The following is an 11,927-nucleotide window of genomic DNA, read 5'->3' as shown; positions in this document are numbered from 1 at the left end:
ATGTTCTTCTAATGTTTCATCTTCTTTTTGGTGATTTAACTTCTCTTCCTCAAGCTTCCTGGTTAGGTGTTTCGAATCTACTTGAGATTGATTATGATCAGTAGTCGGAGACGAAAAGCCAGAGTCGTTTCTGCTGCTTGTGTGACTGTTAGGATTTGCTTGAAATTCTTTTATATTTTTCGATGTTTTATTAGGCGTTGAGTTTTCTTGCTCATTTCTATCCAGTTTTTGGTTTCCATCAGAAGCACCTTTTCTAGGTCGAAGGGAACTGGTTTTAAGTGGTGGTGGAGGAGGGGTTCTTTTGTTCTTAGCATTTCCCTCTTGACTTTTGTGATCTGAGTCGTTCCCACTATCAGAATGTGTAGTCTGAGATCCAACCCCTCGATTTGTGTGAGTAGCTTTTCTTGTTATAGTTTCACATGATTGACTGTCTTTTTGCACTGCATTTTCTTGTTCTTTTCCTTTTTTCCTGAATTGTATTTGATGCAAGAATAAACCGCCTATTTTTACATCCTTATTCACTTTTAACGGATCTGTTTTTAACTGTCCTTCAGTAATATTACCTTCAATAAATTCTACACCCTCTTTATCAATATTGATTTTGATAGAACACTTGTTTCCACCTGTATCATACCAGCTCAGATTCATTTCATATGAACCATCGGTCACTACATAGTGTCTTATGTTATCATAAACAAAACCGTGCATTCCACACTCAAGCTTCGTATTATCACTTGTATATTTACTATACAATATTGAAAATCCAGAAATTCCATTGTTCTTATAAAAGGGATCGTTCAAAAATTCGCTTATTTTAAACTCTTTTTTATTGCCTTCCAGCGTAATGCTTGCGTGATTACCGTATATTGAAACTCCTTCAACAATACCATCAATATACTCTTTCAACCTTTCTTTAACGTCGATTTCAAGCTTTTGTGTAGCTTCAGGAGTTTGTTTAGCTTTCATTATCTTGTTGTATTCTTGAAGAATAACCTTACATGCTTCATCTTCATCTTTATCCTCAATCCAACCACGCTCTATTAAAAACTTTACTGTGTTAAAGCTAGCCAAAGTAGTGTGAATCGATTCATCTTTTTCTTTTATCTTTTTGAATAAGAACGAGAAATTTTGAATGAACTCATGGTAACTGTGTTCTTGTTGTTTATTGTTAATGTGCATATATCCCTCACTAATAACCTTCTGCCTTTTAGTTTTAGCTAGTATAATTATTACGGGAATTGGTAAAATTTTTATAAAGAAGGTTATACTGTTAACGTAGTAGCACGAGCTATAGCTCCGCTTCTTTTATCTTATAGCTTAACTATAGGATCCAGTCTAAAAAATCTGGATTCCAGCGTCATGCGTTGGAATGACAACTTAAGGTATTGCTTATAATGACCAGTCTAACTATAAACATATTTCGGTCAGCCTAAATTGCTTTGGCTGTAGTTCTGTTTTTACAACTTCAAATATCTGCTGCTCATAGTAAACACTTCTGAGTCTTGAGAAATTAGCTTAAGTATAGCGAGTATGTTGATAAACAATAAAGCAGCGATTGAAATATCAGCTATATCCCATAGCAATCGGACTTTACCTATTGCACCAAGCGGAATGGTCACGGTAAAAATTACAATCCAGATTTTAGTGTACTTATCGTTCATAGACACATATCTTATTGTTTGTTTCGTGCAAAAAAACCAGGTGAAAAGAGTAGTAAAAGCGAAACAAAACATTATGGCCATAATTAAATAGTCAATATAAGGCCAACTCATGGCTTTCCTAAAAGCAAATATGCACATGTTAGTACTCTCTAAGTCAGTGACCCAAGAATCTGTAACAAGCAGTACCATCATCGTAATAAACACTATAAATGCAACTATAAAAGGTGATATTATTGTGATTAAGCTCTGCTCAATGATAAATTTATTATTATTATTCTTAGGAATAATTGAAGAGTGTACAATTCCTTCGAGGCCAAGCCCTATGTCTGTTGCAAAAATACCTCGCAAAGTTCCTACTTGAATAATGGTTAACATTTCTAGAATTAGACCTAAAGATAAGCCAGAGTTAAAGCTACTAGTTGTAAAAAAACTGCTTGTTATCAGTTTGAGAGAAGGAAGAATATTTTTACTAAACTTAAGTAATATAATACTACAAAGTATAAGGTAACTTATCGTCATTATCGGTATTATAGCCGATATAAAAATTTTAATCTTTTTTAAGCTGAGAGCTGCAACAGCAAAAAATATTGTGGCCATTATAATTCCACCAACAACTACAGGTACATCTATCATGTCAAGTGGTATTGACAGAGAATTTACCTGTACAAGGTTACCAACGGTTATTGAGCTCATCATCATAATGACTAGGAATACAATTGTGGCTTTTCTGGAGTTAAATGCATTGGCCATGTAGGCTATAGGACCACCTATAAACCTTCCATTCTTTTCCTTTCTGTTTCTTATGCTCAGGTAACAAGTGACATATTTTATTATGGAAGTGATAACAATAATTATTGCCATCCATAAAATAGAGCCCGGTACTCCGGTTTTTAGAGCAACAGCAGTTCCTGAAATATTTCCTACTCCTAAATTTCCCCCTAAGATTGTAAACAAGGCAGCTATAGAAGAAAGTTTGTTTTCTCCTCTCTTGACTCCAATAAGTGAAAAGGCGTACGGCAATCTAAATATTTGTAGCCACTTTAGTTTAACTGATAGGTAACCACCAGCGACTAGTATGAGTAATGTTGTTGGCAGTAATAAAGCAAACTTTACTATATCCATTTACGTGCTGAAGGTAAGCATTTTGACCTAAGTATACACACAAAAGTTGAAAATACCTAACCTATTATCTATGAGAGTTCATATGACTAACGAAGCTTGTTTTTGTTATCCTATGGCTTGACTATAAGCTATATACCAGTCTCGTACGCTGAAATGACAACTACATCTTCAGAATTCTACTTTTCATACCACTCATTTATGAGTTTACTGACATCAGAATTTATAAAATTCTTTGGAGGTTGCCTGGTTTTTATTTCAGCCTTTTTAGGGATGCACCTATCTTTACATATCGCATAATTTATATGAAAGTTAAGATCAATGTACCCTTGATTTGAAAACACATTCATCTTGAAGGGAAATAACACCGTATCCTCATATACGTTACTCATAAATGTCACTCTCTCTACTTTATCTTTATGTTCTTTTGGAATAGGCCAATAAATATTTATATTTGATGTGCTACCCTCGCATTCAAAAGAAGTGGGAAGGCCAAAATCTCCAGGATCTTTATAATATATGTGCCAACCTGGTTTTATTGAAATCTTTATTGCGCCTTCGAGAGTAAGATTTGCTTCATTTGCCTTACCAATAAGCAAATCAAATTTTGCAGCTTCTTCATCAGAATACAGTTGAGCACAAAAAAAGAGCAAAAACAATGTTTAATATATATGTGTTTTTATAGAGACGATACTACTCTTTATGGAGAAAGTAATTTAGATTTTAGCTATCATAATAAATAACATTATATAAATTATTTATTAATATAGTGTCATGCTAGTATAGATATATTATTAGAGCTTGTTAATTTTTATGCTGCCTTCCTGCTGTTAGGCAATCGAAGTGTGAAGGAGCGAAGAGGGTAAGATGAGGTAAGCAAAAAAAATAGGGAGGTAAATTGTATCCAAGTGATATAAGTGATAAAGAATGGAAAATTTTGGAGTCACATGTTGCACAAGAATTGATAGGGTGGCCAAGGAAGCGTGATATTAGAGCAATTATTAATGCGACAAGGTATATAATGAGAGGTAGTTGTCAGTGGAAAATGCTACCAAAGGATTTCTCCTGTGGAAGACGGTATATGGCTATTTTCTTAAGTGGCGTAACAATAGCAGATTGGAAAAAATACATGATACACTAGTAAAAGAAGTAAGAAAAATGGTTAGCAAAAATAAAACACCTTCAGTAGGAATAATTGATAGTCAATCAGTGAAAACAACTCAAGAAGGGGATCCAGAGGATATGATTCTGGCAAAGGAATAAAGGGTGGAAAACGCCACATCATTGTAGATACGGTAGGTCTTGTAATTACTGCTGAAGTGCACAAAAGCATTCAAGATCATGATGGTGCTCTAAATCTTTTTGCTCAAGCTAGATGCAAAGCTCCAACTCTACGTAAGTTTTTTGCTGATCAGGAATACACAGGTAAATTACAAAACCGCTGTTTGTTGGAAACGGAATGTTTGTTAATGATCACCAAGAAAGTGGTTGATACAGGATTTCAGGTTATTCCTAAACGTTGGATTGTTGCAAGAGCATTTGATTGGCTATCCAATTTTAGGCGCATGAGTAAAGGTTATGAGCACTCTCCTCTTACTTCACAAAACAATATCTTCTTTAATATGATTACTATTATGCTTGACAAATTAGCTCATTTTTGAGTTTGAAGACATGCTCCAACATTACATTTGCACACCGAGCTGTTATGAACTATCTACTTTTCTTTAGCTTTGTTCTTACTAGAATTAGAATTGCTTTGTTGTTGGTTACTTTTTTTGTTTGCTGCTTTTACCATGTTGCCGAAGAGAATTATAAGTAGCTTAAATTACCACTGTATGCAATATTCTACACAACTCGTTTATCTTATAACTTACATTAATAATACCATTAAGATACTCTTACTCTGTTTTTTCGCCTTTAGGTAATAAATTACTTTGTGATTTATTATCAAACCAAAGTTCATATAGCCCTTTTGCCTTTTTTTTATTTAGTAAATTTCTTATGACTAAAAGTTAATGAACGGACATTTATTCTACAATAAATGGTAGCGCATGACCAGTCTTTATTCATCTCATTTGCGATTAAATTTTCTGACAATCTGAAAAACCGTCATTCCACTACACGTTAGTGGAATCTATGTTAAAGCAACTCTTGCAATCAAGTTTCATCAAAAGTCAGATTGAATAGTTAAATCTTCCACCCAAATAACCACGCACTCTACCTGCTTGTTTGGATATATTTCTTGTACTAAGTTTTTGTAAGTCAGCATCTGCTTTTTCATTTCATTTAATGAAGAAACAGAAACGTTACGGTGTGATTTGTAATCAACTATAATTGCTTTATCTTGAGTTATACATAGCCTGTCCAGTCGTGCTAATACTGGTTCGCCATTAATTGTTCCGCTCAGTGTAATTTCCGATTTACCTTCTAAGTCGAATAGGTAATTATATTTTTCATTAAAGGCTAATATTTTACTGTAAATTTCATCCTTATCTTTACTGGTGTTTACTTTATCAAGGTATTTCCTAACCCAGTTCTTTCTCCTGTCTTTCTCTATTCGAGGTATGTATTGCAATATACTGTGGATTATTAGGCCTCTTGCATAGGCATCTTTCATTTCAGTACTACTTTTTGTCATTTCAGTATCTCCATCTGTCATTCCAGAGCTCCTTTTTTTGTCATCCCTGTGTTCCGAAACCGGGATCCATTCTGTTTTTTCACTGGATTCCAGCATCAAGTCTTGGAATGACACTAAAGAGTGAGTAGCTGATGCTGATTCTCCTTTTTTTTTCTTGGGTCCCAGTATTACGCACTGGGATGACAGGGGAGGATGCTGGAATGACGAGAGAGAGTGCTGGAATGACATTGATAAGTTTGGTGGAATTGAAATCATGGGAACGTCAGAATAATCACGTTTTTTATAAATGTAAGGATAGTTTGCATTCACGCATAGCACTTCAACTTTTTCTTTAAGTATTGGCTGTAAGTATGATTGTTTCCTTTCATATAACTCTCCATACTTAGTGATCAGATTATACCAAGAACCTTTTTGCACTGGTTCTTTACCTAAAATGTATAACTCATCTTCAGCACGCGTGAGCGCCACGTATAGCAAACGCAAATATTCGTTATAATCCTCTAGTCTCTTTTCTCTTTTTACTTGATCGCAATAAGCATTGGTGTTCTTTCCACACAAAAATGGTATTTCCATTGTATCAAAGACAATGCTTTCACTGTTTCTTGGTACCGTATTTGTATCAACCAAAAATACTATGGGAGCTTGCAGACCTTTTGATTTATGAATTGTCATTATTCGCACAACATTGCGTTCTGATTGCATATCATTTTTAATTTCCGGATTATTCTCTTTGATCCACTGAATAAATGCTTGAAGAGATGGGTTTTCAAATTGCAATACAAGGTTTATAAATTCATCCAGAATCTCGAAGCACTCAAGACCTAGCCTTGCGGCAAATTTCTTCTTGCCCGTGTGCAGTATATGTGTAAATAATGTGAGAGGTGATTCTGTGTTAGATAAGTTAATGAGATAGTTTAATTCACTATAGATAACCCCAGAATAATCTTGAAGTTTTTCCCATAACGACTGTTCCTTACGATTATATGCGATATTGAATAAATCATCGTCGGTGAAATTAAATAGCGGAGATTTTAAAGCATTTGCGAGAGCTAAATCATTTGCCGGAAGAAGCAAAAATTCGGCCAAAGCTATTAAGTCCTGCACAGCTATGTAGTCCATAATCCTAAAATAGTCCCGTCCTATAACCGGCACGTTTGCTTTTTTAAGCTCGCTTATTATGTAATCAACTAACACATTTCGCTGCCGTACTAGAATCATAATATCTCTTGGTTCTATATGGCGATCTTTAGCGACTAAAATTCGCCCTTCATTTAACCAGTTGTGAATTTTGTGGGATATTGCCTGAGCAAGTAATCGATCTGTTATTATATAATCTTTTCTCTGTGTTAAATGAATTTGTAAGGCTTGTTGCTTTTCCTCTTTGCACCTTGGTAGTAGCGGCCAAATTTCAATATATCCTTGATCGTTTTCCCTATGTGGAATGTGTTTTATTTCGCTATTAACAAAAGATATCTCTTCACGAAAATTGTTAAATATTCTGTCTACAAATGTTAAAATTTCCGGAGTAGAGCGGAATGACTTGTCTAGTTGGCATGATACCCAATCTTTGCCACCAGTTTTTGTGTGAAAGTATTGCTGCATGTGGCTGAACAAATGGGGGGTTGCTCCTTGAAATCTGTAAATGGATTGTTTTACATCACCAACGACAAATAAGGTTCGTTTTTCATCACCACCGGTAAAAAATTCATCACAGAGATTTGTGATAATTTTCCATTGATTGATGCTATTGTCTTGTGCTTCATCAACAAGGATGTGATCTATTTTTTGATCTAAATTAAACAATACCCAATCTTTATAGTCTGGATTGCTAAGAAGATTTGTTGCTAAATCAATTATATCGTTGTAATCAAGCAATGCATTCTTTGATTTTTCACTATTGTATAGGTCAACATATACTTTAAATATAGCGAGTAAGCTACTGGTTCTTTTGAATATTTGATAAGAGTGCATATCTCTTATATGGGTAAGTACTACATTCTGAATATTTTCTATTGTCTGTTCCGCATCTCTAAATTTTTCCAAAGTACTCTTTGTTATGATAGATGATATGCTTTTTTTCTCATGCGATTCTGATTTTAGAAATACCTTGGCTAGGTTTTCTATGTTCTCCTTGTTGGTGCTGTTGCACCAATCAGAAAGCATTACACTGTAACTTTGATCTCTTTTGCTGCCCCTACTTAATATTTCAGCTAATCTTTTTATGTGCTCAGTCATTTTACTCTGTAAATCATGTGTTTTATCTAGAACTTTGAGTTTATCCTTGATATATTCCAAATTATTTGCTGACAACGGTCTTTTTACGCATAAAGTATAAAGCAGATCGCATAGTTTATTTTCATCAATTTCAGCTGCAATAAGGTTGATATTGTCCTGCACAGTTTCGTTATGAAGCGTTTTGCCAAATACGATGGAATGTAATTCTTTACATTCGCTCAGCGTACAATTTGGAGCAATACCGGCTTCTATGGGAAAGCTGGAGATTAATTTGTAACAAAAAGCGTGTATGGTTTGGATGGTTAGACCAAGGTTTTCCAGTTCAGAAAAGAGCCTTCTTGCTTGGGTTAAATAACGATCAAGTACTTCATTTTTTCTAGATCCAGCGTCACCCACCGTCATCCAAGTGGTTGACACTGGGATCCGGATTTCTTTTTTCCCGTTCTGTAAGAGGCCTAATTGTTTTAGAGAGGTAATTAACTCGCTATCCGAACATATTGCCCACTTGCTCAGCGTATTATGAATGCGATTTTCCATCTCATTTGCTGCAGCATTGGTAAATGTTAAGCAGAGAATATTTCTCTTGTTTTCTAATAAAAGTCTTAATACTCTGTCTATTAAGATTTTTGTTTTGCCTGTACCAGCAGATGCATTTACCCATACAGAGAAATTGGGATTTATGGCATTTGATCTCATCAGAAGGTAAAAATCGTATAAAATTTGACTGAAATAGCATTACAAGTATAATATAAAGGTGGTATTAGTGAAGATATACAAATGAAAAGTTTTTGTGTAAAGGCTCCTGCAAAGATTAACCTTCTTTTGCATGTTGTGGAAAAAAAAGAAGTAGGTTATCACTTAATTGAAGGCTTGTTTGTTTTTGCTAATCTTGCTAATTTCTTGGAAATAAGAGTAGGTGAGAAGGATTTCAAATACGACAACTCTATGGTTGAATTTATAAATTCTGAACTCAGAATAAGCAACAAGTACAACACCGTAATGAAAGCGGTTAATTTATTGCTTAAGTACGCTCCTGCACGCACTAAAGTCATTGTAAAGGTTGTGAAAAACATACCAATTGCTGCAGGTTTGGGTAGCGGCTCCTCAGATGCTGGAGCTGTGATACGTACGCTAGGAAAGTTATGGAAAATTGAAAGGTCAGTCTTAAATGAAATAGCTTTAAACGTTGGTGCTGATGTTCCTGCAAGCATAGACAGTAAGCCAGTTTTGGTTAAAGGTATTGGTGAAAAATTATGCTACATTAAAAAATTTTCTTTACCCACAAATGTGGTGCTTGTGAAGCCGAAAAGAAAGTTTTTAAGTACACCCGAGGTATTTTCTAAGTATGAAGGAAATTTTTCCAAGCCAATTGAATGGAGCGATAACAATGAAAAGGATTTGTTAAAGCTTCTTAAAGACACGAAAAACGATCTTCAAGAAATAGCGGTAAATCTTGTGCCTGAAATTAAGGATGTGATATTAGCACTAGAGTCACAAAAAGGCTCTATACTTTCCCGTATGTCAGGTAGTGGCGTAGCGTGCTTTGGAATATTTGATAGTGAAGAAAATGCAAAAGCTGCCGCATTGAATATTAGAGAAAAACAGCCAGAGTGGTGGGTATGTGATACTCAATTAATAGTTTAATTTTGGATATAATTCCTTTAGTCTCCTAAGGGTAAAAACTTTATAGCTAGTTAGGGAAAAGGAAAATTTTTAGTGAATAATCAAGAATATTGTGGCTGAGTTATAACTTTTCCTGAAAAGGTGATTGAATTAAAAGAAAGTGCTATAGATATAGCAAGGAACATTTTAAATCTTTTTTAACAGAGGAAATAGAAATTTTGTTAATAGGTACTGGTAAAACACGTAATATACCAAGTCTTTCAGTGAGGCCCATACCTTATGGAACAAAAAGGTTTAAATTTTAAATTTATGAAAACTGATGCAGCATGTAGAACCCATAATGTTCTGATATTTGAGGACAGATTTGTTGTCACTTACCTAAAGGTCATGTAGCATGTTTGAAATATTTACACAAGACTTTTTTATCAACAGCCTGATTGCAATAGTTGTAGTTAGCCTAATAACAGGTGTGTTAGGATCATTTATGATATGGCAAAGATTATCGTATCTGGGTGATAGTTTGTCTCATTCTTCATTGCTTGGCATTGCACTGGCTTTAATCTTTAAGATTAGTCCCTCAATCAGCATAATGTTTATAGCAATTGCGTTTGCTATACTACTTTCCCTTAATTTTAATAGATTATATTCTGTTGATACGATGTTAAACATCGTTACCAACGTAGTTTTATCATCAAGTTTAGTACTGATGTCATTTCTTCCATCGAGAAATAGTAGCATTATTAGTTCGCTGTTTGGTGACGTATTAACACTGGAACAAGGTGACATAGTGTTAATTTTTCTAACCTCAATAGTAGTTGCTCTGATATTAGCTTTTAGATGGCGCTACTGGCTAATAATTTCAATCAACCGAGATTTGGCAATAGTTGAAAAAGTTAACGTAAATTTGGTCAGGCTAGAATTCTTAATTACTCTTGCCATATTTATAGCAGTTTCTGCTCAATTAATGGGAATATTACTCATTGCTGCGTTTTTGTTGATACCAGCTGCATCTGCAAGGCTCATCTCAAAAACTCCAATGCAAATGGTTATTGTTGCAACAGTTTTTTCTGTGATCTCTGGAATGTCAGGTCTTATATTATCTGCGGGGTTCGATTTATTAACAGGACCTGCAATTATACTCATCGCAGCTGCATATTTAATAATTGCTTATTTTATAAGATTGATATTAAATAGATTAGCTTAATTCCACTCTAGAGTGTTAATGGTCTAATAACGTATTCATTATATTATATAACTAATTTAGAATAAAATAGCTTTTGCTATATTATTGTTTATATGCTAATTATAGGTTATTAATTTATGGAGTAAATAATATGACCGAAGAAGGATTTTTTTTAAATGTATATCTTAACCTGTGAAAAGATTTTACCATAAGTATATTCTTAGAAAGACAGATTGGTCAGATGGTACACAAAATACGGCAAATGATGCATATAATGCTGTACAAGAAAATTCAGGGTCTTTAGCCGCTCATATACAATCAAATGAAAATGATATTATATAGAAGGCATGCAGGTTACGCCACCTAAGATCAAAAAATTCCTTGAGAAGCCTGATACTTTAAGAGGTGTGTTAATTTATGGGAGCGATAGTAGTAGAGTTGATTTTTTTGTGCAAGAAGTAATTGCCAATTTGGGTAAGTATTCAGTTCAGGTGATGGATTTTGCAATAGTGAATAAGTCACCTGATTTATTGCTTTCTGAGTTGGCAAACATTTCGATGTTTACTGGTAAAAAATTAATTAAATTGATAAATGTAAGTGGGAGTATATCTAAAGAATTAAAAAACGTATTGGATTATAGTAAAGGTGGTCATTATGTGATGATGATAGCAAGTGATCTTCCGTATAATTCTACAACTAAAAGTTATATGGAAAGCTCAAAAATTTTTGGTGTAATTGCTTGCTATAAGGACAGCCGTATTAACCTTTATGACGTTATATTAAATTACTTAAAACAAAATGATATAAAATACACAAATGAAATAGTGTACCGTTTGCAATCTTACTTTAATCATAGCAAGCTACCTATACATTCAGAACTTGAGAAATTAGTTTTGTATCTAGGAAAGAGAAAAGATTTTAAACCTGCTGATATAGAGCTGTGCCTTTCAACTTCTAGCAACGATTATGTCACACTTGATAGTCTGTGCTCTGCTATAGCAAGTAAAGACATGGCACGCTTTATCAAAATTTCCGATACATTGATATTGCAAGAGAATTTTTCACCGATAGCGCTAATTCGTATTATATCAAATTATTTCCTACGGCTTGAAAACGTTTTGCTTTTAATGAAAAATGGAATGAGCGAACAGGCTGCAATTAATCAGCTAAATCCTCCATTGTTTTTCAAACAGTTGCAAAGCTTCAAATCCCATTTGAAAAATTTTCAACTTTCAGAACTCAAGCAGATCTTAGAAATATTGATAAACTTAGAAGTAACCTGTAAAAAGACTGATTTAGATCATAGAATGATTTTTCAACATGCACTGCAAATGGCTGACACTGGACCCTAGTTTTTCTTTTAATTTCATTAAAACATTATATTTTAACACAAAATAGCTTTTTGTGCATATCAACTTCAGTGTGCTTTTCTGTGCTTGTGTTTTACTAATAGGATATTTCCGGATAT

Annotated in this window: 9 protein-coding genes and 2 pseudogenes; 7 read left to right on the top strand and 4 right to left on the bottom strand. The window is 34.1% G+C overall.

All coding sequences use genetic code 11. The features are described from left to right. The 3 genes and pseudogenes from QUS22_RS05325 to QUS22_RS05315 form a co-directional block, all read right to left on the bottom strand. Positions 1-1,179: pseudogene (locus QUS22_RS05325) on the bottom strand (hypothetical protein); the annotation flags it as partial. A gap of 278 nt (positions 1,180-1,457) precedes the next feature. Then, positions 1,458-2,783: an alanine:cation symporter family protein gene (locus tag QUS22_RS05320; protein WP_289513951.1), complete on the bottom strand. Its 1,326-nt coding sequence runs from the start codon at positions 2,781-2,783 to the stop codon at positions 1,458-1,460. A gap of 176 nt (positions 2,784-2,959) precedes the next feature. Then, positions 2,960-3,433, bottom strand: coding sequence for a protein-disulfide reductase DsbD domain-containing protein (locus tag QUS22_RS05315; protein WP_289513950.1), 474 nt, complete (start codon positions 3,431-3,433; stop codon positions 2,960-2,962). 245 nt (positions 3,434-3,678) lie between these two features. On the opposite strand from QUS22_RS05315, the gene QUS22_RS05595 reads away from it, so the two are divergent. Genes QUS22_RS05595 through QUS22_RS05305 form a run of 3 tightly spaced genes read left to right on the top strand, consistent with a single transcriptional unit; the run spans position 3,679 to position 4,441 of the window. Then, positions 3,679-3,921 (top strand): transposase, encoded by a 243-nt coding sequence (locus tag QUS22_RS05595; protein ID WP_353477748.1) that lies wholly within the window; start codon positions 3,679-3,681, stop codon positions 3,919-3,921. Then, a complete protein-coding gene (locus tag QUS22_RS05310; RefSeq protein WP_289513949.1) occupies positions 3,819-4,043 on the top strand; it encodes a hypothetical protein in 225 nt (74 codons plus the stop codon). Before QUS22_RS05595 ends, QUS22_RS05310 begins: the two co-directional genes overlap by 103 nt. Next, positions 3,986-4,441 (top strand): transposase, encoded by a 456-nt coding sequence (locus QUS22_RS05305; RefSeq protein WP_353477749.1) that lies wholly within the window; start codon positions 3,986-3,988, stop codon positions 4,439-4,441. Before QUS22_RS05310 ends, QUS22_RS05305 begins: the two co-directional genes overlap by 58 nt. A gap of 506 nt (positions 4,442-4,947) precedes the next feature. Here QUS22_RS05305 and QUS22_RS05300 read toward each other — a convergent pair. Then, the gene (locus QUS22_RS05300) at positions 4,948-8,349 is read right to left on the bottom strand and encodes a UvrD-helicase domain-containing protein (RefSeq protein WP_289513947.1); all 3,402 of its coding nucleotides are present in this window, start codon (positions 8,347-8,349) and stop codon (positions 4,948-4,950) included. An 81-nt stretch (positions 8,350-8,430) separates the two neighbouring features. On the opposite strand from QUS22_RS05300, the gene QUS22_RS05295 reads away from it, so the two are divergent. The 4 genes and pseudogenes from QUS22_RS05295 (at position 8,431) to holA (ending at position 11,811) form a co-directional block, all read left to right on the top strand. Further along, positions 8,431-9,297, top strand: coding sequence for a 4-(cytidine 5'-diphospho)-2-C-methyl-D-erythritol kinase (locus tag QUS22_RS05295; protein WP_289513946.1), 867 nt, complete (start codon positions 8,431-8,433; stop codon positions 9,295-9,297). An 11-nt stretch (positions 9,298-9,308) separates the two neighbouring features. Further along, positions 9,309-9,669 (top strand): annotated as a pseudogene (locus tag QUS22_RS05290) (Mth938-like domain-containing protein). Position 9,670: 1 nt separating this feature from the next. Beyond that, a complete protein-coding gene (locus QUS22_RS05285) occupies positions 9,671-10,480 on the top strand; it encodes a metal ABC transporter permease (protein ID WP_289513945.1) in 810 nt (269 codons plus the stop codon). 326 nt (positions 10,481-10,806) lie between these two features. After that, entirely contained in the window at positions 10,807-11,811 is a 1,005-nt protein-coding gene (holA, locus tag QUS22_RS05280) for a DNA polymerase III subunit delta (protein WP_289513944.1), read from the top strand. The last annotated feature ends 116 nt before the right edge of the window (positions 11,812-11,927 follow it).

This window comes from Wolbachia pipientis, assembly GCF_030373985.1.
In the GTDB taxonomy this organism is placed as follows: domain Bacteria; phylum Pseudomonadota; class Alphaproteobacteria; order Rickettsiales; family Anaplasmataceae; genus Wolbachia; species Wolbachia pipientis_D.
This window is presented reverse-complemented; position numbering and strand designations above follow the sequence as displayed.

Coding starts and splice junctions, on each gene's coding strand:
- QUS22_RS05320 (WP_289513951.1), bottom strand. CDS start 2,783: ATGGATATAGTAAAGTTTGCTTTATTACTGCCAACAACATTACTCATA.
- QUS22_RS05300 (WP_289513947.1), bottom strand. CDS start 8,349: ATGAGATCAAATGCCATAAATCCCAATTTCTCTGTATGGGTAAATGCA.
- QUS22_RS05295 (WP_289513946.1), top strand. CDS start 8,431: ATGAAAAGTTTTTGTGTAAAGGCTCCTGCAAAGATTAACCTTCTTTTG.
- QUS22_RS05285 (WP_289513945.1), top strand. CDS start 9,671: ATGTTTGAAATATTTACACAAGACTTTTTTATCAACAGCCTGATTGCA.
- holA (WP_289513944.1), top strand. CDS start 10,807: ATGCAGGTTACGCCACCTAAGATCAAAAAATTCCTTGAGAAGCCTGAT.